We start from the raw sequence: 22,013 nt of genomic DNA, 5'->3' as shown, positions 1-22,013 counted from the left end.
CCGCGAACCCGCCCGTCACCGATTGCTTACCTACAGTTGTTTCGCTGCAAATAAAAACCATAGAATCAATTTATTAAGACCGTGACGGGAATATCGACGGGTGAACGTCATGGGCCAAACCCGAAGCGATACGATATCTGAAAAGGTGAACGTAACGGGGCAAGCTCAAAGCGATACGGTACTTCGGAAGGTGAACGTCAGGGGGCAGACAAGCCCACACGGACGTGTTTACGGCGACCCGGCGTTCTGCCCCCTGACGGTCGCCGGGGCACAGCACCTGAAGCGAGAAAAATGCGACACAGAATGGGCCCTGTTACGGTCGCCCCGTCACGAAACCCATAGCCCCGTCACCCCGGACGATGGCTCACCGCCAGCTTCGCGGCAAACAGTAAAAACACCGTCCCGGTGGTGCGATCCAGCCACTTCACCACCTTCTCGCGCTGCAAAATTCCGGAAAGCCTGCGCGTAGAGCCAATCAGCAGGGCGGACCACAGCGTACCAATCACCACGTGAATCATCACCAGGCCGAAGGTCCACAGCACCAGCGAGTGGCCGGTGGGTATAAACTGCGGCAGAAACGACACGTAGAAAATCCCCACTTTCGGATTCAGCAAATTGCCAAAGAAGCCGCGCATAAACCAGTTCTGCGTACCGCGGGAAATATCCGCTTCGCCCATCTTCTGCCGCGGGTGCAACAGCATCTGTGCGCCCAGCCAGGCCAAATAGGCGGCCCCGCACCACTTCAGCAGATTGTATGCAAGCTCGGAAACGGCAAGCAACGCCCCCAGACCAAACGCCAGCATCGCCGCCCAGGCCAGGCAGCCCGCGTTAATCCCCATCTGAGCCTGAATCGCTTTGCGCGTTCCCTCCACGGTGGAGGTGCGCAGAATGAGTGCGGTATCCAGGCCGGGAGTCAGGGTTAACAGCGTGGCGGCAAAGGTAAATGCCATCAGGGCATCGGTTACGGTCATTGCTTTCTCCATTTCAATCCGGTGAAGGGGTAATGCTCAGTCAAAACGTGTTCAATGCTACAAACCGCGCGCTATTTCAGTTAAACTGCTTTGTTACATTCACGTCCTTTTCGATCACCTAAAAAGATTCTAAAACCATGTTTGAAATTAATCCGGTAAAGAACCGAATTCAGGATCTCACTGAGCGCAGCGGCGTTCTTCGGGGGTATCTTTGACTATGATGCCAAGAAAGAGCGTCTTGAAGAAGTAAATGCTGAACTCGAACAGCCTGATGTCTGGAATGAGCCCGATCGCGCCCAGGCGCTGGGTAAAGAACGTTCCTCATTAGAAGCCATTGTTCAAACCCTCGACCAGATGGCGCAGGGGCTGGAAGATGTGTCCGGCCTGCTGGAGCTGGCGGTCGAAGCCGACGACGAAGAGACCTTCAACGAAGCCGTATCCGAGCTGGATGGCCTGGATAAGAAGCTCGCCGAGCTGGAATTCCGCCGCATGTTCTCCGGCCAGTACGACAGCGCCGACTGCTACATGGATATCCAGGCTGGTTCCGGCGGTACGGAAGCGCAGGACTGGGCCAGCATGCTGCTGCGCATGTATCTGCGCTGGGCAGAGGCTAAAGGCTTCAAAACCGAAATCATCGAAGAGTCCGACGGTGAAGTGGCCGGTACGAAATCCGCCACCATCAAAATTATCGGCGACTATGCCTACGGCTGGTTACGTACTGAAACCGGCGTTCATCGCCTGGTGCGTAAAAGCCCGTTCGACTCCGGCGGCCGCCGCCACACCTCGTTCAGTTCGGTCTTTATCTACCCGGAAGTTGAAGACGATATCGATATCGAAATCAACCCGGCCGACCTGCGTATCGACGTTTACCGCGCCTCCGGTGCCGGTGGTCAGCACGTCAACAAAACTGAATCAGCGGTGCGTATTACCCACTTACCGACCAACATTGTCGTACAGTGCCAGAACGACCGTTCTCAGCATAAGAACAAAGATCAGGCATTCAAACAGCTGCGAGCCAAGCTGTATGAATACGAGATGCAGAAGAAAAATGCTGACAAGCAGGCGGCGGAAGACAACAAGTCTGACATCGGCTGGGGCAGTCAAATCCGTTCTTACGTACTGGATGATTCACGCATTAAAGATCTGCGCACCAGCGTAGAAACGCGGAACACGCAGGCGGTTCTGGACGGCGATCTGGATCGTTTTATCGAAGCAAGTTTGAAAGCAGGGTTATAAGGAACTCACATGTCTGAACAACAACCGCAGGCCGCTGATGCCGCACTTGAGCTTAATAACGAACTGAAAGCGCGTCGCGAAAAGCTCAGCGCGCTGCGTGAAACCGGCGTGGCGTTCCCGAACGACTTCCGCCGCGATCGCACCTCGGACACGCTGCACGCCGAGTTTGACGACAAGGAAAACGAAGAGCTGGAAGCGCTGGGCGTTGAGGTCAGCGTCGCTGGCCGTATGATGACCCGCCGCATCATGGGTAAAGCCTCTTTCCTGACGCTGCAGGACGTCGGTGGCCGCATTCAGCTGTACGTCTCTCGTGACGATCTGGCTGAAGGCATCTACAACGAACAGTTCAAGAAGTGGGATCTCGGCGATATCGTCGGCGCTCGCGGTAAGTTGTTTAAGACCAAGACCGGCGAACTGTCGATCCACTGTAGCGAACTGCGCCTGCTGACCAAAGCCCTGCGCCCGCTGCCGGACAAGTTCCACGGCCTGGCCGATCAGGAAACCCGTTACCGTCAGCGCTACCTCGATCTGATCAGCAACGATGACTCCCGCAACACCTTCATCGTGCGTTCTAAAATCATGGCGGGCATCCGCAGCTTCATGGTTAACCGCGACTTTATGGAAGTGGAAACCCCGATGATGCAGGTGATCCCCGGCGGCGCATCTGCCCGTCCGTTTATCACCCATCACAATGCGCTGGACATCGATATGTACCTGCGTATTGCGCCAGAGCTGTACCTGAAGCGTCTGGTGGTGGGCGGCTTCGATCGCGTCTTCGAGATCAACCGTAACTTCCGTAACGAAGGTATCTCGCCGCGCCATAACCCAGAGTTCACCATGATGGAACTCTATATGGCCTACGCGGACTACAAAGATCTGATCGAGCTGACCGAAAGCCTGTTCCGCACCCTGGCGCAGGACGTCCTCGGCACCACCGTAGTGAAATACGGCGAGCAGGAGTTTGATTTCGGCAAGCCGTTTGAAAAACTGACGATGAGAGAAGCGATTCTGAAATATCGTCCGGAAACCAATCTGGCCGATCTCGACGACTTCGATAAGTCGGTGGCGATTGCGCAGTCCATCGGCATCAAAGTTGAGAAGAGCTGGGGTCTGGGCCGTCTGGTCACCGAGATCTTCGAAGAAACCGCCGAAGCGCACCTGATCCAGCCGACCTTCATCACCGAATATCCGGCTGAAGTGTCACCGCTGGCGCGCCGCAACGACGAGAACCCGGAAATCACCGACCGCTTCGAATTCTTTATCGGCGGCCGCGAAATCGGTAACGGCTTCTCGGAGCTGAACGATGCAGAAGATCAGGCCGAGCGTTTCCTGCAGCAGGTTAACGCTAAAGACGCCGGTGATGACGAAGCGATGTTCTACGACGAAGACTACGTTACCGCGCTGGAGCACGGCCTGCCGCCAACGGCCGGTCTGGGCATTGGTATCGACCGTATGGTAATGCTGTTTACCGACAGCCACACCATCCGCGACGTGATCCTGTTCCCGGCTCTGCGCCCGGGCAGCAAGTAAGTTTCTTCTCTGCCAACGGCCAGCACTGCTGGCCGTTTTTATTTCCCCCGATCACTAAACTGTTAACCCCCCAGCATTTTCCCCGCCTGCATTTGCTCAACGCCCCGTTTGACGGGCATCATGCACAAAATTTTTAGCAGGTTTATCCATCATGATTAACGTAGCCCTGATTGACGACCATATCGTGGTGCGTTCCGGTTTTGCCCAGCTTCTTTCACTGGAAATCGATATTCAGGTTACCGGCCAGTTTGCCTCCGCCGCCGAGGCCTGGCCGCATCTGCTGCGCGAACCCTTCGACGTGGCGGTGCTGGATATCGCCATGCCGGATGAAAGCGGGCTGAGCCTGCTGACCCGCCTGCGCCAGCAGCGTCCGGGCTTTCGGGCGATTATTCTCAGTATTTATGACACCAGCGCTTTTGTGCAAAGCGCGGTGGATGCGGGGGCCAGCGGCTACCTGACAAAGCGCTGCGGACCGGAGGAGCTGGTGCAGGCGGTGCGTTCGGTCAGCGTCGGCGGGCTTTACCTGTGTGCCGACGCGCTGCGTGCGCTGCGCCAGACCCGGCCCGTGCCCAAAGAGCTGACCTCGCTGACGCCAAGAGAGAAGCAGGTATTCGATCTGCTGATTAACGGCATCAGCGTGAAGGCCATTGCCGACCAGCTGGCGCTCAGCCATAAAACCGTTCATGTGCATCGCGCCAACGTGCTGGGCAAACTGAACTGCCAGACCACCGTGGAGCTGGTGCACTTTGCCCTTCAGCATCAGCTGCTGAGCCATACCTGATGCCGCAGGCGCGCCATATTGTTTTATCGCTGATGCTGGCGCTGTTTTTCGCTCTCGGCTGGCTGGCGCTGTGGACCATTGGCCTGTGGCTGAGCCAGAACGGCCAGCAGGCAGTGCTGCTGCTGCCTGCCGGGCTGCATCTGGCACTGCTGATCCTGCTGCCGAAACGTTACTGGGCGGCGCTGCTGCTGGTGGAAGCGATGCTGATCGGCTGGCTACAGCTGGAACTGCTGATCGTCCGGCCGGTGATGCTGCTGTCGCCCCTGCTGAGCGTGCTGCCCGCCTGGGCAAGTCAGTCCCTGTGGCACCGCTACACGCTCTACTGGCAGCGGCTGATCCTGCTGCTGGCGGCGGTTACCCTGAACACGCTGCTGCAGGGCGTGATAATCGGCCCCTGGCTGGAGGAAGCGATCACCCAGACCCTGCTGGCCAGCTTTACCGGCGGCGTGCTGCTGACGCCGTTTATCTACCTGATTTATGAATACCTTAAACAGCAGCATCTCAGCGATATGCTGGCACAGCGCATGCCCGATCCACCGCTGCGTACCTCGCTGCTGATTTGGTGTTCGGTGATTTTTGCCATCGGCGTCTGCGTGCAGGTGTCGATTGCGCCGGAAATGGAGCGCCTGCTGCTGATCTTTGTGTTCCTGCCCAACGTGGTGATGGCTTACCGCTTTGGCTGGCAGGGCGGGGTGCTGTCGGCGATCGTCGGCAGCGTGCTGATCACGCTGACCCGGCAGGCCAGCGGCGCGTTTCACGATCTGCGCGAGCTGGAGCTGTTTCTCTCCACCCAGGCGCTGCTCGGCATCGGGCTGGGGATTGCCGTCAGCCGCCAGCAGCAGCTGGCCCAGCATCTGCAGCGCTATCGCCAGCAGCTGGAGAAGGAGCTGCAGGCCCGGCACCGGCTGATGGCTCAGCTGGTGGACACCGAGGAGCAGGTGCGCAAAGTCATCGCCCGCGAGCTGCACGATGAGATCGGCCAGAATATTACCGCCATCCAGATCCAGGCGATGCTGGTGGAGCGCGGCAGCGACGCGCCGGCGGCCAGGCAGGCGGCGGGGCAGATTAGTGACCTGTCGCGGCGCATTCATCACACCACCCGGCAGCTGCTGCGGCAGATCCGTCCGCCGGTGCTGGACGAGATGGCGCTGGATAAGGCGCTGCAGCATCTGGCCGCCGAGTTCTCCTTCGCCGATCGCGGCATTGATTTCCAGCTCCATTACCGGCTCAGCGCCTCTCCCACGGATGAAACCCTGACCTTCACGCTCTATCGCGTGGTGCAGGAGCTGCTGAACAACATCAGCAAGCATGCGGGCGCGCGGCAGGTAGTGGTGACGCTGGAAGAGCAGCCCGGCCTGCTGAGCCTCAGCGTCCGCGATGACGGTATCGGCATCACCGAACCTATCGGCAGCGGCTTTGGCCTGCGCGGAATCGAGGAGCGGGTGCGGGCGCTCGGCGGCGACTGGCAGCTGTTGCCGCCGCCGGGAACCTGCATAACTGTTAACTTGCCCACAAAATCGCGCGAAACTGCGCCCTGACCAGGAATAATTCCTGGTTCATTCCAACTTTGTCTCATGCCCCGGCGTAATGCCTTCCCTATATTAGCCCGTGATGACCCGGAGGTTTACATGGCTGCCGCCACCCTGACGCCAGAGCAGATTAGCCAGCGCTATCGTGACTGGCGACCGCGACTGCTGTTCACCATGGTGATCGGCTATGCCGCGTTTTATCTGACGCGGCGCAGCATCAGCCAGGTCATGCCGGTGATGCAGCTGGAGCTGGGGCTGGATAAAGCCGATATCGGTCTGCTGGGTACGCTGTTCTATCTGGTTTACGGCGCATCAAAATTTTTGTCCGGCATGATCAGTGACCGCACGCCCGCACAGTGGTTTATGGGCGGCGGGCTGATCGCTACCGGGGTGCTGAATATCGCGTTTACCTTCTGCGGCTCATGGAGTGCGCTGCTGCTGGTCTGGACGCTGAACGGATTTTTCCAGGGCTGGGGCTGGCCGCCGTGTGCCAAATTGCTCACCCACTGGTATTCACGCAACGAGCGCGGTTTCTGGTGGGGATGCTGGAACACCTCGATCAACCTTGGCGGCGCGCTGGTACCGCTGCTGTCGGGCTGGCTGGCGATGCGCTGGGGCTGGCAGGCGGCGCTGCTGCTGCCGGGGGTGATGGGCATTCTGATCGGCATCTGGCTCTGCTGGCGGCTGTGCGATACGCCCGCCGCGCAGGGGCTGCCGACGGTTGGGGAATGGCGGCGCGATCCGCTGGAGCTGTGGCAGCAGGAGCACAGCCCGGCGATGCCGATGCGCGATATTTTGCGCCAGCAGATTCTGGCCAATCGCACGATCTGGCTGTTGGGCGTCTCTTACGTGCTGGTGTACCTGATCCGCATCGCGCTGAACGACTGGGGCAATTTATGGCTGACCGAGGCCCACGGCATCAACCTGCTGAGCGCCAACACCACGCTGACGCTGTTTGAACTGGGCGGGGTGATCGGCGCGCTGTTCGCCGGATGGGGATCGGATCTGCTGTTTCGCGGCCAGCGCGCCCCGATGATCCTGCTGTTTGCCTTCGGCCTGTTCCTCAGCATGGCGGCGCTGTGGCTGGCGCCGGTGCACCACCGGGCGCTGCTGTCGGTGTGCTTTTTCAGCCTGGGATTTTTTGTTTTTGGCCCGCAGATGCTGATTGGCCTGGCGGCGGTGGAATACAGCCATAAGGCCGCGCCGGGGACCGTGACCGGATTCCTCGGCCTGTTTGCTTACCTGGGGGCCGCGCTGGCGGGCTGGCCGCTGGCGCAGGTGATGCAGTATTACGGCTGGTCGGGCTTTTTTGCCCTGCTGACCGCTGCCGCAGGCTGTATCGGCGTGCTGCTGATGCCGCTGCTGATTGCCGGGCTTAACCGGCAAAGATTTAAACAGGCTCCGTAACCGACGGGGTCTGACGACCCTCGACGATAAGGATAACCTGATGAAACGTTTAGCCCTCTCTACCCTGATCGCTGCCGGGCTGGCAGTGAGCGCGATGTCCGGTGCGGCGCAGGCAAAAGGCCGCCTGGTCATCTACTGCAGCGCCACCAACGCCATGTGTGAAACCGAAGCGAAAGCCTTTGGTGAGAAATACGATGTGAAAACCAGCTTTATCCGCAACGGCTCCGGCAGCACGCTGGCGAAGGTCGATGCCGAGAAGAATAACCCGCAGGCCGATGTCTGGTATGGCGGCACGCTCGATCCGCAGTCTCAGGCCGGTGAAATGGGGCTGCTGGAGGCCTATAAATCTCCGGTGCTGGATCAGATCATGCCGCAGTTCCGCGACCCGGCCAAAGTGAAGGGCAACTACTCTTCGGCGATCTACATCGGCATCCTCGGCTTTGGCGTTAACACCGATCGCCTGAAGCAGAAAAACCTGCCGGAGCCGAAATGCTGGAAGGATCTGACCAACCCGATCTACAAGGGCGAGATCCAGATTGCCGATCCGCAAAGCTCCGGCACCGCCTATACCGCACTGGCCACCTTTACCCAGCTGTGGGGCGAAGATCAGGCCTTCGATTATCTGAAAAAGCTTAACGCTAACGTTTCCCAGTACACCAAATCCGGTATTGCCCCGGCGCGTAACGCCGCCCGTGGTGAAACCGCTATCGGCATCGGCTTCCTGCACGACTACTCGCTGGAAAAGGATAAGGGCGCACCGCTGACTCTGGTTTCCCCGTGTGAAGGTTCCGGCTATGAAGTCGGCGGCGTCAGCATCCTGAAGAAAGCGCGCAATATGGAAAATGCCCGTCTGTTCGTTGACTGGGCGCTGTCGAAAGAAGCGCAGGAGCTGGCGTGGAAACAGGGGCAGTCTTACCAGATCCTGACCAACACCACCGCAGAAACCTCACCAAACTCGCTCAAGCTGGATGACCTGAAGCTGATCGACTACGACATGGATAAATACGGCGCCACTGATATGCGTAAGCATCTGATCAACAAGTGGGTTAACGACGTGAAAATGGGGCAGTAACCCCTCACTTTGGCGCGCCGCCTGGCGCGCTATCGCTTACGCTTCAACCTCCGGGGAACACTATGAGTGATGCCACAGCTCTGCGCATGCCGCAGGGACGGGATACTGTTTTTATCTGGCTGGCGATTCTGGTGGCGGGCTATCTGCTGCTGCCGGTCTTCAGCCTTGACTACGGCCTGCTGGAATCCACGGCTGACGAGATTGTTGCCGCCTACGGCTGGTCCGGTGTCAACATCAGCCAGGCGTGGCTGCTGCTGCCGCTGGTTCTGCTGCTGCGGCCGGTTCGCGGCACGGCCTCTCGCGGGCGCCACCGTTTCGATGCCGCATGGGCACTCTGCTGCGCCGTCTTTATGGTGGTCAGCGCCGCCTGGCTCGAACGCGGCCTGGGCTACGGCACCATCGTCATCTTCTGCGCGCTGGGCGGGGTGATGACCGTTGCGCTGTCGCGGCTGGAATGGCTGGGCGGTGACCGCTTCGTTTTAGGCTCGCTGATCGCTATCGTCGCGCTGATTGGTCTGTTTATTATCTGGCCGAGCCTGGCGATCTTTAAACCAATGATCACCGCCGATGACGGCACCTTTGCCCCGCTGCAGTTTATGGCCGTGCTGGGGCAGAAGCATATCCTGCAGGTGATCTGGAACTCCTTCCTGCTGAGTGCGGCGGTCGGCATTGGCTGTACCTTCTTCGGCATGGTGCTGGCGATTTACACCACGCGTATCGCCAAACGTTCGGCTCTGCTGGGGCGGGTGTTCTCGATCCTGCCGATTGTCACGCCGCCGTTTGTGGTGGGCCTGGGCGTTACCCTGATGATGGGCCGCTCCGGCTACGTCACGGAGTTTATGGTCAACTACCTCGGTCTGACCAACACCAACTGGCTGTACGGCTTTACCGGCATCTGGCTGGCGCAGGTACTGGCCTTTACCCCGATGTCCTTTATGATCCTCGACGGCGCGATAAAAACGCTGCACCCGTCGCTGGAAGAGGCCTCTTACACGCTGCGCGCCAGCCGTCTGCAAACCTTCCGCCGCGTCTTCCTGCCGCTGCTGAAACCGGCGCTGGCCAACTCGTTCCTGATCGTTATCGTCCAGTCGCTGGCGGACTTCAGTAATCCGCTGGTGCTGGGCGGCAACTTTGACGTGCTGGCCACGCAGATCTACTTCTACATCACCGGTGCGCAGCTGGACTATACCTCGGCCAGTACGCTGGGTGTGATCCTGCTGCTGTTCTCGCTGCTGGTGTTCTGCGTGCAGTATCTGTGGATTGGTAAACGTTCCTACGTCACGATTTCGGGCAAATCTTCCCGCGGCGACGTGCAGCCGCTGCCGGTATCGCTGGTGTGGTCGGTGACGGCAATGCTGTGGGTGTGGATCGCCTTTAACGTGTTGCTGTACGGCAGCATCTTCTTCGGTAGCTTTACCGTTAACTGGGGCGTTGATTACACCCTGACGCTGGATAACTTCAGCAAGCTGTTTGGTCAGGGATTCAGTGACGGCGCATGGCCATCGCTGCTCGACACCCTGCTGTACGCCGGTATTGCCGCGCCGATTACCGCGATTTTCGGCCTGCTGATTGCCTACGTCGTCGTTCGCCAGCAGTTCCGCGGTAAGAAGGTTATCGAGTTTTCCACCATGCTGTGCTTTGCCGTTCCGGGCACCGTGGCGGGCGTTTCCTACATCCTCGCCTTTAACGGCGCGCCGGTTTATCTGACCGGGACCGCGGCGATCGTGATTATCTCGATGGTGATGCGTAACGTGCCGGTGGGGATCCGTGCCGGGATTGCCGGGCTGGGCCAGCTGGACAAATCGCTGGATGAAGCCTCGCTCAGCCTGCGTGCCGGATCGCTGCGCACCGTGCTGTATATCATTCTGCCGCTGCTGCGCCCGGCTATCCTTTCGGCGCTGATCTACAGCTTTGTCCGCGCGATCACTACCGTCAGCGCCATTATCTTCCTTGTTACGCCGGATACCCGCGTGGCGACGTCCTACATCCTTAACCGCGTTGAGGACGGGGAATACGGGATGGCGATCGCCTACGGTTCGATCCTGATCGTGGTGATGCTGGCAATTATCTTTATTTTCGATGCGCTGGTGGGTGAAGCGCGCGTGGCCCGCTCGCGGGCGAAAACCCGTTAATTAAGGTGCATATGAATACTAACTTCGCACAACCCCAGGAAAAGAAAAGCTTCGTAGAACTGCGTAACGTGGCCAAACGTTTCGGCAGCAACTCGGTCATTGAGAACCTCAGCCTGGCGATCCCGAAAGGCGAGATGGTGACGCTGCTCGGCCCTTCGGGCTGCGGCAAAACCACCGTGTTGAGAATGGTGGCCGGGCTGGAGAAACCCAGCGACGGGCAGATTTTCATCGACGGAGAAGACGTGACCCATCGTTCGATCCAGCACCGCGATATCTGCATGGTGTTCCAGTCCTACGCCCTGTTCCCGCATATGTCGCTGGGAGAGAACATCGGTTACGGGCTGAAGATGCTGGGCAAACCGAAAGGTGAGATCCGCGACCGCGTGGAAGAGGCGCTGGAGCTGGTGGATCTGGCCGGTTTCGCCGATCGCTATGTCGATCAGATCTCCGGCGGGCAGCAGCAGCGTGTGGCGCTGGCCCGTGCGCTGATCCTCAAGCCGAAGGTGCTGCTGTTCGACGAGCCGCTGAGTAACCTGGATGCCAACCTACGCCGCAGCATGCGCGAGAAGATCCGCGAGCTGCAGCAGCAGTTCAATATCACCTCGCTGTACGTGACCCACGATCAAAGTGAAGCCTTTGCGGTTTCCGATACCGTGCTGGTGATGAACAAAGGGCAGATTATGCAGATTGGTGAACCGCAGCGGCTCTATCGCTTCCCGGCTTCACGCTTTATGGCCAGCTTTATGGGCGATGCCAACATTTTCGAGGCGCAAATTAGCGGCAACCGCGTGGAGATCTTCGGTTACGCTATCCCGCGCCCGGAAGGGTTTGCCCCAGGCCTGCAGCACTGTACCGTCGGCGTGCGCCCGGAGGCGATCACCCTGGGCCTGCAGGGCGATGCCAGCCAGCGCTGCACGATTAAAAAAGTCGCCTATATGGGGCCGCAGTACGAGGTGCTGCTGGAGTGGCAGGGGCAGCAGCTGCTGTTGCAGGTCAACGCCACCGAACTGCAGCCATCGCCGGGCGATGAGTTCTATCTCCAGATCCATCCGTTTGGTATGTTTGTGTTACAGGATGACTAACACGGACTGAGAAACGTAATGAAAACACTGGGACTGATCGGCGGCATGAGCTGGGAATCCACGCTGCCGTACTACCGGGCGATCAACGAAGGGATTAAGCGGGAGCTTGGCGGGCTACACTCGGCGAAGCTGGTGCTGTATAGCGTGGACTTCTACGAGATAGAGGCCTGCCAGGCCAGCGGCGACTGGGAGAAAGCCGGGCAGATGCTGGCGGATGCCGCGGTGGCGCTGAAGCGGGCAGGGGCGGAGGGGATCGTGCTCTGTACCAATACCATGCATAAAGTGGCGCAGCCGATTATTGACCAGAGCGGCCTGCCGTTCCTGCATATCGCCGATGGCACCGCGGCGGCGATTAAGCGGGCGGGCATGTCGCAGGTCGCGCTGCTGGGAACGCGCTACACCATGGAGCAGGATTTTTATCGCGGACCGATGCTGGCGCAGCACGGCATTACCACGCTGGTTCCCGATGAAGCCGATCGTCAGCAGATCAACCGCATCATCTTCGATGAGCTGTGCCAGGGGCGGTTTACCGCCGAGTCCAAATCGCGCTATCTGGCGATTATCGATGACCTGGTCGCCCGTGGCGCGCAGGGCGTGATTTTCGGCTGTACGGAAATCGGGCTGTTGCTGAAAGCCAGCGACTGCCCGGTCCCGGTGTTTGATACCACCGCCATCCATGCACAGGCGGCGGTAGAGTTTATGCTGCGGTGAGCTCCTGACTGGCGGATCAGGACTTCACTGCATCATTCAGCCAGTCTTTAAAGCGAGAGTAGGGAACATACAGCGAGACATCGCGATAGCGCGGCTTGCCGGTTTTCAGATCGTTGACGCTGTCGGTGTAGCCCACAATCACTCCACCAATCGAATCGTCGGAGGCGTTATACACCGCGCCGCCCGACATTCCCTGCACCACCCCGGCGTTGCTAGCGACCACCACGCAGGGCTTTTTATTCCATTCATTGACCAGGCCGGTATTAATCAGATTGACTCCGCTGGAGGCCATCGGCAGCGCCGAGATAAAGCTGTAGCCGTACATATTCACCTTGTCGCCGATCTGACCGTTACGAAAGCGCGGTTCCTGCTTCAGACCCTCATTTTTATGGTAAATCACCGCCAGATCGCACTCCGGGTGATAAGATTTCACCTCGTACATCGACAGCTTCGCGACGTGAGCCGCCGTCAGGCTGTAGTTTGCCGTCAGCGGAATGGTGGTTCCCAGTGCCCCGGCCCCCAAAATGGTGGGAATGCCGGTTACCGTCATATCGACCCGTTTTTCAGCTTCACTGCTGTACTGATACTTCCCTACTGAACACCCGCCCAGACAGGCGGCTAGCAGGCAAATAACCACTCTCATCGACAATCCCCAATGATTAGTTGAAAAAATAGCCGGTGAAGTGAGCGTTTCTGCATAACGCCGTCGGCTATCCACAGCAGTAATTTCATATTGTTAACGATCTCAGTAAGCCTAACGGCAACGGGGGAGATCGCAATGGATTGGTATGAAATTTCCAAAAACCAGGAGTTTTCCGCAGGAAAAAACATTAGCTGGTGTTATGTGTTCGCTTACTCCGGATGATTATTTCGCCATGTTATTCATATCCGGCGTTTTTTTCGCCCATGGCGGAAACCGGTTTTCTGACGCTAATTATTGCTTTTTTGGCAATACACCCTTGCCTTCGATGTGCTGTAAGCGATTCCCCGCCTGTGTTTTAATGGCTTTCTGTGACCTTCGTCGCGTATCGCGTAAAAAATATTCACCTGACGATAATGGCTCTCCATGTAGGGGGCTGAATTCTTATAATCCTGGGAGTGTGTGAAATGCCTGTTTCATTACTGGCACTGGCGCTGAGCGCCTTTGCTATCGGTACCACTGAGTTCGTGATTATGGGGCTGTTGCCGGAGGTCGCGCGCGATCTGCAGGTATCGATCCCGTCTGCGGGCTGGCTGATCAGCGGCTATGCGCTGGGCGTGGCCATTGGTGCGCCGATTATGGCACTGCTGACGGCGAAGCTGCCGCGTAAACGTACGCTGATTCTGCTGATGGTGATTTTTATCATTGGTAATATTCTGTGTGCGCTGGCCTACAGCTACAACCTGCTAATGCTGGCGCGGGTGGTGACTGCCCTGTGTCACGGCGCGTTCTTCGGTATCGGTGCCGTGGTGGCGGCAAGCCTGGTGGCGCCGGGCAAGCAGGCATCCGCTGTGGCGCTGATGTTTACCGGCTTGACTCTTGCCAACGTGCTCGGCGTACCGCTGGGTACCTGGTTCGGTCAGCTGTTCGGCTGGCGTGCCACCTTCTGGGGCGTGTCGGTGATTGGCGTACTGGCGTTTATCGGCCTGATTGTCAGCCTGCCGACCAACCGCAATGAAAAGCCGGTGGATCTGGCCAGCGAATTCAGCGCGCTGAGCAGCGGCAAGCTGTGGCTGTCGCTGCTGATGACGGTGTTCTTTGCAGCCGCGATGTTTGCGCTGTTCAGCTATATCGCACCGCTGCTGCTGGAAGTGACCGGAATCACCGATCGCGGCGTCAGCTGGACGCTGTTCCTGATCGGTGCCGGCCTGACGGTGGGGAACACCCTGGGCGGCAAGCTGGCGGACTGGCGCGTGTCGTTCAGTCTGATCCTCAGCTTCTCACTGATTGCGGTGTTCTCACTGCTGTTCAGCTGGACCTCTCACGCGCTGTGGCTGGCGGAAATCACCCTGTTCCTGTGGGCGATGGCGACCTTTGCCACCGTGCCAGCGCTGCAGATTAACGTGGTTCGCCACGGTAAGGATGCGCCGAATCTGGTGTCGACGCTGAATATCTCGGCGTTTAACGTCGGTAATGCGCTCGGTGCCTGGGTGGGCGGAGCGGTGATCGGCGGCGGCTACGGCCTGACGGCGGTTCCGGTTTCTGCGGCGGTGCTGGCGGTAATCGGCCTGATTATCTGCCTGATCACCTTCCGTGGTTCCCGCGCGCAGGGTCAGCCGGTTAACGCTTAATTCAGCTGCCGTTCCAGGCGCTGGCTGAACAGGCCGATATGCTGCTGCAGATGCTGGCTGAAGGCATCAACCAGCGCCGACGCGGGCCGGTGGCGCGGCCTGATTAAACTGACGGTGAACGGCACGTCCACGCTGAAGCGCCGCATCACCACTCCGCTGTCGGCGTAGTCCAGCGCCGTCAGCGGATTCACAATCGATACGCCCACGCCCGCTCTGACCATCGCACACACCGACGCCGCGCTGTGCGTTTCCATCACCATCCTTCGCTGTACCCCCTGTTCGCTAAACAGATTATCCAGCAGCTGGCGATAGCTGTCGGTACGCGACAGGCTGATGTAATTCTCACCGGAAAAATCCTGCGGCGTCAGGCAGTCGCGACGGGCCAGCGGGTGGTCCTGCGGCAGTACGCAGACTTCATTTTGCGTAAACAGCGCGCTGCGTTCGGTTCCGGCAGGCGCATGGCTGGTTTCGGTCAGCCCCAAATCATAGCGCTGGGCCGACAGCCACTCCTCCAGCAGCGGCGACTCCTGTGGGATGATATTCAGGCTGACTTCCGGGTAGTGCTGCATAAACGGCTGACACAGCAGCGGCAGCAGCGACTGGGAGAAAACCGGCAGGCAGGCGATGGAAAGCTCGCCCTGACGAAACTGCCGCAGCCCCTCGGCGGCGCTGATAATTCTGTCCAGCCCGTACCACGATCGCTGCACCTCCTCGAACAGCCGCAGGCCCTGGACCGTGGGCTGCAGGCGTCCGCGCACCCGTTCAAACAGCTGTAATCCAATCAGCTTTTCAAAGCGTGCGAGCTCGCGGCTGACGGTCGGCTGTGAGGTGTGCAGCATCGCTGCCGCTTCGGTGAGATTGCCGGTGGTGATCACGGCATGAAAAATCTCAATGTGGCGCAGGGAGACTCCGGCCATCGCTTTCTCCACGGAAATTCAGTTCAGTAAATCCATATCATGAATGAATAGACTGCGATAAAACAGATATTTTTATCCCGAAAAGAGATGTGGCGTAATAGCGTTAATCACTTATGGAGAACCCTTATGCCACGCCTGCTGAACGACACCACCACCGCCCTGAATCAGGACAATCTTTTAGCCCTTGCCCGTCAGACGGGTGGCCCGGTCTGGGCCTACGACGCCAGCATTATTCAGCAGCGTATCGCCCAGCTGCAGCAGTTTGACGTGGTGCGTTTTGCCCAGAAGGCCTGTTCGAATATTCATATTCTGCGCCTGATGCGCGCCGCGGGCGTGAAGGTGGATTCCGTGTCGCTGGGTGAGATTGAGCGCGCCCTGGCGGCGGGCTATCAGACGGGCGGCGACGAGATCGTCTTTACCGCCGATCTGCTGGATGAGCCGACTCTGGCCCGCGTCGCGGAGCTGAAGGTGCCTGTGAATGCCGGTTCCGTTGACATGCTGCACCAGCTGGGTGCGGTATCAGCCGGGCATCCGGTCTGGCTACGCGTTAACCCGGGCTTCGGCCACGGCCACAGCCAGAAAACCAACACCGGCGGCGAGAACAGCAAGCACGGTATCTGGTTCGGCGATATGGCGCTGGCGCTGGAAGCGGTTCAGCGCTATCAGCTTAAGCTGGTGGGGATTCACATGCATATCGGTTCGGGCGTTGATTACAGCCATCTGGAGCAGGTGTGCGACGCGATGGTGAATCAGGTGGTCAGCTTCGGTCAGGATCTGGAAGCGATTTCTGCCGGCGGCGGTCTGTCGATTCCGTATCGTTTTGGTGAAGAGGCGATCGATACCGATCACTATTTCGGCCTGTGGGATGCCGCCCGCCAGCGCGTGGCAAAACATCTGGGGCATCCGGTGAAGCTGGAGATCGAGCCGGGCCGTTTCCTGGTCGCCGAGTCGGGCGTGCTGGTCAGTCAGGTGCGGGTAGTGAAAGAGATGGGCAGCCGTCACTTTGTGCTGGTGGACGCGGGCTTTAATGATCTGATGCGTCCGTCAATGTACGGCAGCTATCACCATATTTCCGCGATTGCCGGTGACGGCCGTCAGCTGGACGAGCAGAATACCGTGGAGACGGTGGTGGCAGGTCCGTTGTGCGAGTCGGGCGATGTATTCACTCAGCAGGAAGGCGGCAAGGTGGAAACCCGCGCGCTGCCGGCGGTGAAGGTCGGGGATTATCTGGTGTTCCACGATACCGGTGCCTACGGTGCGTCGATGTCTTCGAACTACAACAGCCGCCCGCTGCTGCCGGAGGTGCTGTTTGAGAACGGTCAGCCACGGCAGATCCGCCGCGCGCAGACCGTCGCAGAGCTGCTGGCGCTGGAGCTGTAATCCGTCGTTAAAATCATGCTGGCGCGGTCTGGCGCGATGGTGAACGCGCCGACGGTGGCTACCCCATGTTGTCTGACGTAACGGTGTTTACGCAGACGGGTGGCTACCCCGTTCGGGCGGTCCTCGCGCCGCCTGCGCGGTGCCCTCACTGCATTCGTCAGCCTGACGGAACGGCCCAGACGGGCGTCCTGCCCGGCTGTGCCTTTCGGCCACATCCGTGTGGCCGAATCCTGGCTTCCTCATTACGTTCAGCGCTGCGGATGCTCCGATCGGGGTGGCCACCCGTCTGTGCCATTAGCTTAGGGTTGTCTGTGGCTAAACTCTTCGTTTCGCGTGCAGCATTTAGAAAACAGCGGTTTCAAGTGTCCGGGAGGGGCAAAGACTTTTTGAATGCTTCGACCGGATTAGCCCTTCTGTGCCGCCGGTTTAGCGGTGTCTTTAATTGGCAGGAAATTGCCAAACTCGCCTGTAGCTTTTAGTAGATAGCGACTTCAAGTGTAAGAAGGGGGGGACAGTCTCTGCGGATGACGGGCAATCCGTAGCCGAAGGCACCGCAAAGCGGCGCGAGGACCGCCCGTCATCCGCAGAGACTGTCCCCCGATCCCTGAACCCCGGTAGCCGCAGAGACTGTCCTCTGAACCCCGATCCCCGCAGCCAAAGAAGCCGAATCCCGTTCCCTGTGGTAATTTACTGAACTCAAAACCCTCATCCCGGAACCTTCCCATGACCACCCTGCGCATCGTCCCGCTCACCGACGCCACCGAACATCGCGAAATCATCACCGACTGGCTTTGGAACGCTTTTGGCACGGATAACAGCCGGGATTTTTTTGCCAGCGTAATCGACAGCAGCCTGAGCGGTGCTGACCTGCCGCTGACGTTTGTTGCGCTGGAGGGGGATCGCCCGGTGGGCACCGTAGGATTATGGCGCTGCGATCTGGTAAGCCGCCAGGACCTGTTCCCCTGGCTGGCGGCACTCTATATCGAGGAAAGCTGGCGTGGGCGCGGATTAAGCGAGCGGCTGCAGCAGGTGATTATCGACTGCTGCAGGCAGCGCGGTGACGAGGATCTTTACCTCTACTCCGCCTGCATGGGCTATTACGAAAAATTCGGCTGGCGCTATATCGGCGACGCGCTGGATTATCCTGCCACCACCGTGCACCTTTACCATAAACCTTTGTCACTATACCCTGAGCCGCTGAGCCGCTGAGCCGCTGAGCCGCTGAGCCGCTGAGCCGCTGAGCCGCTGAGCCGCTGAGCCGCTGAGCCGCTGAGCCGCTGAGCCGCTGAGCCGCTGAGCCGCTGAGCCGCTGAGCCGCAGATGCCTTCGGGTCAGGCGGGCGTACCGACCGAATGGCGGCGAACCAGCGTAGGGCTGAACAGATGTGTCACCTCCGGCAGGGGCTGACCGTGAGCCAGCGCCAGCGCCAGCAGGGCGGCCTGCTGAGCCATGGTGACAATAGGGTAGCGCACGGTGGTCAGGCGCGGCCGGACGTAACGTGATACCAGCACGTCGTCGAAACCAATCAGCGAAATTTCTTCCGGCACCCGCACGCCGTTGTCGCTCAGCACCGCCAGCGCACCCGCCGCCATCGAGTCGTTATAGCAGGCTACCGCGCTAAAGGTTTTACCCTGGCCAAGCAGCTCGGTCATTGCCGTTTCACCACCAATCTCATCCGGTTCACCAAAGGCCACCAGCCGATCGTTACAGGGCAGGCCGTGCTCCTTCAGCGCATCGTAGTAGCCCTGAAGACGGTCACTGGAGTCAGAGATAGAATGGTTAGAGCAGATAAAAGCGATATTTTTGTGGCCCTGCTGGATCAGATGGCGGGTGGCAAGCCAGGAGCCGTAGCGGTCGTCCAGTGCGATGCAGCGCTGTTCATAGCCGGGCAACACGCGATTCAGCAGCACCATCCCGGGGATTTGCTTCATCAGGCCGATCAGTTCGTCGTCGGGGACTTTTTTCGCATGCACCACCAGTGCCGCACAGCGATGACGGATCAGCTGCTCAATCGCCTGGCGCTCTTTTTGCTCGTTATGGTAGCCGTTGCCGATCAGCAGGAAATTACCGGTATTCCACGCCACCTCATCCACCGACTTCACCATCGCGCCGAAAAAGGGATCGGAGACATCACCTACGACCAGACCAATGGTTTCCGTAGACTGCTGCGCGAGCGCGCGGGCATTGGCATTCGGATGGTACTTCAGCGATTCCATTGCCTGAGTGACCGCCAGACGTGAGTTCTCACTGGCTTTAGGCGAATTATTGATAACGCGAGAAACGGTTGCGACCGATACCCCCGCGAGTCTGGCGACGTCCTTTATGGTAGCCATAGGGTCCAACCTTTCAGGGTAAACGTTTACATTGCAGTAGTGTTGCGGAAAGCCGCAGTGACTGCAAGCCTGCAGAATGCGCCGGGCGTCGCAAAGCTGAGGATTTTCCTCTTCATGGCTCACCGATTACCGGCAGTTCGTCTGTTGAAGTGAACACGGTTTCACTCCGTTAATGAGCGATGCTATTCTGAGTTTCCAGAAAACCGACACCATGGCCGGATCCGCTAATGACGTTAAAAAAATTCCCTCACCTTGCCCACTGGGGAGCCTTCAGTGCCGTTGTTGAAAATGGCAAACTGCTGCGCTGTGACCCGTTCTTCGCTGACCAGGATCCGTCGCCGATGCTCAACACCATTCCGGAACTGGTCTATTCGGATAAGCGTATTCGTCAGCCGATGGTGCGCCGCTCGTGGCTGAAGTCGCGTGAGAAAAGCGATCGTACCCTGCGCGGGCGTGAGGACTTCGTCGCCGTGGACTGGGAAACTGCACTTGACCTGGTGGCTGAAGAAAACCGCCGGGTGCGGGACCGCTACGGTGCCAGCGGGATCTTCGACGGTTCTTACGGCTGGTCATCGGCGGGGCGCGTTAACCATGCCCGCACGCTGGTGCGCCGTTTCTATAACCTCGGCGGCGGCGGTATTGACCAGCAGGGCAACTACAGCTGGGGGGCCGCCCAGTTCTTTTTACCTTATGTGATCGGTACCTATATGCCGCTCACCGGTCGCGTGACCGACTGGCCTGATGTGGTCAAACACTGTGAGATTTTTATCGCTTTTGGCGGGCTGGCGCTGAAAAATGCGCAGGTAGCCTCCGGTGGGGCAGGGGAGCACAGCCTGAAACCCGCGTTGCAGCAGCTGGCGGCAAAAGGCACGCCGGTTATCAACATCAGCCCGATGCGCGATGACTGCCCGGCGTTCGTTAATGCCGAGTGGATCCCGATCCGCCCGAACACCGACGTGGCGCTGATGCTGGCGTTAGGATTTGAAATTGAGCGGCTGGGCGCGGTGGATAACGCCTTCCTGCAGTCCCACTGCGTGGGCTATCCGCAGCTTAAACGTTATTTGCTGGGTGAAAGCGACGGTCAGCCGAAAACGCCGCAGTGGGCCAGCGAGATTACCGGTATTCCGGCTGCACGCATCGCGCTGCTGGCGCAGCAGCTGTGCGGCAAGCGCAGCTTTATTACCTGCTCCTACTCCGTTCAGCGCGCCCATCGCGGCGAGCAGCCGTACTGGATGATGATTGCGCTGTCGTCCATGCTGGGGCAACCGGGCCTGCCGGGGGCGGGTTTCTCGTTCGGCCACGGCTCAATGAACAGCGTCGGCAATCCGCGTATTGAAGGCCCGTCTCCGCTGATGTCCACCGGCGTTAACCCGATTGCGCACCGGGCGATACCGGTTGCCCGCATCAGCGACATGCTGCTCCATCCGGGCGAGGAATACACCTTCCAGGGGGAAACGCATACCTACCCCGATATTCATCTGATCCACTGGGCGGGCGGCAATCCGTTCCACCACCATCAGCAGCTCAACCGGCTGGTTGAGGGCTGGCAGCGCCCGGATACGGTGATAGTGCAGGATATCGTCTGGACCCCAGCGGCGCAGATGGCGGATATCGTTCTGCCGGTGACCACCACCCTGGAGCGTAATGATATCGGCGGGTCGTCCAAGGATCGCTTCGTGCTGGCGATGCATCAGGCCGTTGCACCGCAGCATCAGGCGCGTAACGACTTTGATATCTTTGCCGATCTGGCAGAGCGGCTGGGCTATCGCGACACCTTTACCGAAAACCGCAATGAGATGGAGTGGATTAAGCATCTCTATCAGCGCTGCGCCGTGGCCCACCATCACAAGGGTATCGACTTCCCGGAATTTGAAACATTCTGGCAGGAAGGGCACGTGGAGATCCCGCTGCCGAAGGACGACTGGGTCTTTATGGCCGATTTCCGCGCGGACCCGGTAGCCAGTCCGATCAAAACCGCCAGCGGTAAAATTGAACTGTTTTCGGAAACGATTGAAGGCTACCAGCTGGCTGATTTCGGTCCGCATCCCGAATGGCGCGAGCCGGCCGAGTGGCTGGGGTCGGAAATCAAACAGCGTTTCCCGCTGCATATGATTTCGATTCAGCCCGGTGACCGTTTACACAGCCAGCTGGATGCCACGCCAACGGTACAGGCTAACAAAACCGCCGGGCGCGAAACGCTGTGGATGCATCCGCTGGATGCCGCGCAGCGCGGTATCAGCGACGGCAACGTCATTGAGGTCAGTAACGATCGCGGCTGCATTCAGGCGGGCGTGCGTCTGACCGAAGGCGTCAGCCAGAATGTGGTGCTGATTTCCACCGGCGCCTGGTTCGATCCGGGCTTTGGTAAAGCATGGCGTCCCTACGATCGTGCCGGTAATCCAAACGTACTGACGCTGGATATCGGCACCTCGTCCCTGACCCAGGGGCCAAACGCCATGAGCTGTCTGGTCGAGATTCGAAAAATGGTGGAGACGGTCTGACGGAGCGAGGGGGAGCGGAAATGTTGGCGATACATTGCTAAAACCCCTACAAATCACATAGCTGGTTACATTTTGCGGGTAACTGTTGCGATTCCTGAGTAGCGACCGGATGCGGGGGATTGCTACAGTTCAGATCCCAGAGGTATTGATGGGTGAACAT

Annotated in this window: 17 protein-coding genes; 13 read left to right on the top strand and 4 right to left on the bottom strand. The window is 59.0% G+C overall.

Annotated elements, in window-relative coordinates; genetic code table 11:
• Positions 1-347: 347 nt before the first annotated feature.
• Positions 348-971, bottom strand: coding sequence for a LysE family translocator (locus PGH32_RS13965; RefSeq protein ID WP_314426339.1), 624 nt, complete (start codon positions 969-971; stop codon positions 348-350).
• 137 nt (positions 972-1,108) lie between these two features.
• Between PGH32_RS13965 and prfB the strand changes: the two genes are divergently transcribed.
• The 9 genes from prfB to PGH32_RS13920 all read left to right on the top strand — a co-directional run bounded on the left by prfB (position 1,109) and on the right by PGH32_RS13920 (position 12,451).
• A protein-coding gene (gene prfB, locus PGH32_RS13960) for a peptide chain release factor 2 (protein WP_314426341.1) occupies positions 1,109-2,207 on the top strand; the annotation gives its coding sequence in 2 pieces (ribosomal slippage) (positions 1,109-1,183 and positions 1,185-2,207; 1,098 coding nt in all).
• 9 nt (positions 2,208-2,216) lie between these two features.
• Positions 2,217-3,737: a lysine--tRNA ligase gene (gene lysS, locus PGH32_RS13955; protein ID WP_314426344.1), complete on the top strand. Its 1,521-nt coding sequence runs from the start codon at positions 2,217-2,219 to the stop codon at positions 3,735-3,737.
• A gap of 151 nt (positions 3,738-3,888) precedes the next feature.
• On the top strand, positions 3,889-4,518 hold the full coding sequence (locus tag PGH32_RS13950; RefSeq protein WP_337894345.1) for a response regulator transcription factor: 630 nt from the start codon (positions 3,889-3,891) through the stop codon (positions 4,516-4,518).
• Positions 4,518-6,056, top strand: a complete 1,539-nt coding sequence (locus PGH32_RS13945; RefSeq protein ID WP_314426348.1) for an MASE1 domain-containing sensor histidine kinase — start codon at positions 4,518-4,520, stop codon at positions 6,054-6,056. The genes PGH32_RS13950 and PGH32_RS13945 overlap by 1 nt, the downstream gene beginning before the upstream one ends.
• Before the next feature lie 90 nt (positions 6,057-6,146).
• Positions 6,147-7,454 (top strand): MFS transporter family glucose-6-phosphate receptor UhpC, encoded by a 1,308-nt coding sequence (gene uhpC, locus PGH32_RS13940; protein ID WP_314426351.1) that lies wholly within the window; start codon positions 6,147-6,149, stop codon positions 7,452-7,454.
• Between the two features lie 40 nt (positions 7,455-7,494).
• Positions 7,495-8,526: an ABC transporter substrate-binding protein gene (locus tag PGH32_RS13935; RefSeq protein WP_337894344.1), complete on the top strand. Its 1,032-nt coding sequence runs from the start codon at positions 7,495-7,497 to the stop codon at positions 8,524-8,526.
• Positions 8,527-8,588: 62 nt separating this feature from the next.
• Positions 8,589-10,658, top strand: a complete 2,070-nt coding sequence (locus tag PGH32_RS13930; protein WP_314426355.1) for an ABC transporter permease — start codon at positions 8,589-8,591, stop codon at positions 10,656-10,658.
• Positions 10,659-10,669: 11 nt separating this feature from the next.
• On the top strand, positions 10,670-11,740 hold the full coding sequence (fbpC, locus tag PGH32_RS13925; protein ID WP_337894343.1) for a ferric ABC transporter ATP-binding protein: 1,071 nt from the start codon (positions 10,670-10,672) through the stop codon (positions 11,738-11,740).
• Between the two features lie 18 nt (positions 11,741-11,758).
• On the top strand, positions 11,759-12,451 hold the full coding sequence (locus tag PGH32_RS13920) for an amino acid racemase (protein ID WP_314426359.1): 693 nt from the start codon (positions 11,759-11,761) through the stop codon (positions 12,449-12,451).
• Positions 12,452-12,467: 16 nt separating this feature from the next.
• Here the strand turns inward: PGH32_RS13920 and PGH32_RS13915 are convergent, their stop codons facing one another.
• Complete coding sequence (locus PGH32_RS13915) at positions 12,468-13,094, bottom strand: serine protease (RefSeq protein ID WP_337894342.1); 627 nt, start codon at positions 13,092-13,094, stop codon at positions 12,468-12,470.
• Between the two features lie 464 nt (positions 13,095-13,558).
• On the opposite strand from PGH32_RS13915, the gene PGH32_RS13910 reads away from it, so the two are divergent.
• Entirely contained in the window at positions 13,559-14,722 is a 1,164-nt protein-coding gene (locus PGH32_RS13910; protein ID WP_337894341.1) for an MFS transporter, read from the top strand.
• On the opposite strand, the gene PGH32_RS13905 is transcribed toward PGH32_RS13910, so the two are convergent.
• On the bottom strand, positions 14,719-15,639 hold the full coding sequence (locus PGH32_RS13905; RefSeq protein ID WP_314426366.1) for a LysR family transcriptional regulator: 921 nt from the start codon (positions 15,637-15,639) through the stop codon (positions 14,719-14,721). The two genes, PGH32_RS13910 and PGH32_RS13905, sit on opposite strands and share 4 nt — an antisense overlap.
• 126 nt (positions 15,640-15,765) lie before the next feature.
• Between PGH32_RS13905 and lysA the strand changes: the two genes are divergently transcribed.
• Positions 15,766-17,019, top strand: coding sequence for a diaminopimelate decarboxylase (gene lysA / locus PGH32_RS13900; protein WP_337894340.1), 1,254 nt, complete (start codon positions 15,766-15,768; stop codon positions 17,017-17,019).
• A gap of 723 nt (positions 17,020-17,742) precedes the next feature.
• The gene (locus PGH32_RS13895) at positions 17,743-18,228 is read left to right on the top strand and encodes a GNAT family N-acetyltransferase (protein ID WP_314426372.1); all 486 of its coding nucleotides are present in this window, start codon (positions 17,743-17,745) and stop codon (positions 18,226-18,228) included.
• A 122-nt stretch (positions 18,229-18,350) separates the two neighbouring features.
• Here PGH32_RS13895 and galR read toward each other — a convergent pair whose 3' ends face one another.
• Positions 18,351-19,352, bottom strand: coding sequence for an HTH-type transcriptional regulator GalR (gene galR, locus PGH32_RS13890; RefSeq protein WP_314425916.1), 1,002 nt, complete (start codon positions 19,350-19,352; stop codon positions 18,351-18,353).
• 227 nt (positions 19,353-19,579) lie between these two features.
• Between galR and PGH32_RS13885 the strand changes: the two genes are divergently transcribed.
• A complete protein-coding gene (locus PGH32_RS13885) occupies positions 19,580-21,853 on the top strand; it encodes a molybdopterin guanine dinucleotide-containing S/N-oxide reductase (RefSeq protein WP_314425918.1) in 2,274 nt (757 codons plus the stop codon).
• Positions 21,854-22,013 lie beyond the last annotated feature (160 nt).

This window comes from Erwinia sp. SLM-02, from assembly GCF_037450285.1.
Lineage (GTDB): Bacteria > Pseudomonadota > Gammaproteobacteria > Enterobacterales > Enterobacteriaceae > Erwinia.
This window is presented reverse-complemented; position numbering and strand designations above follow the sequence as displayed.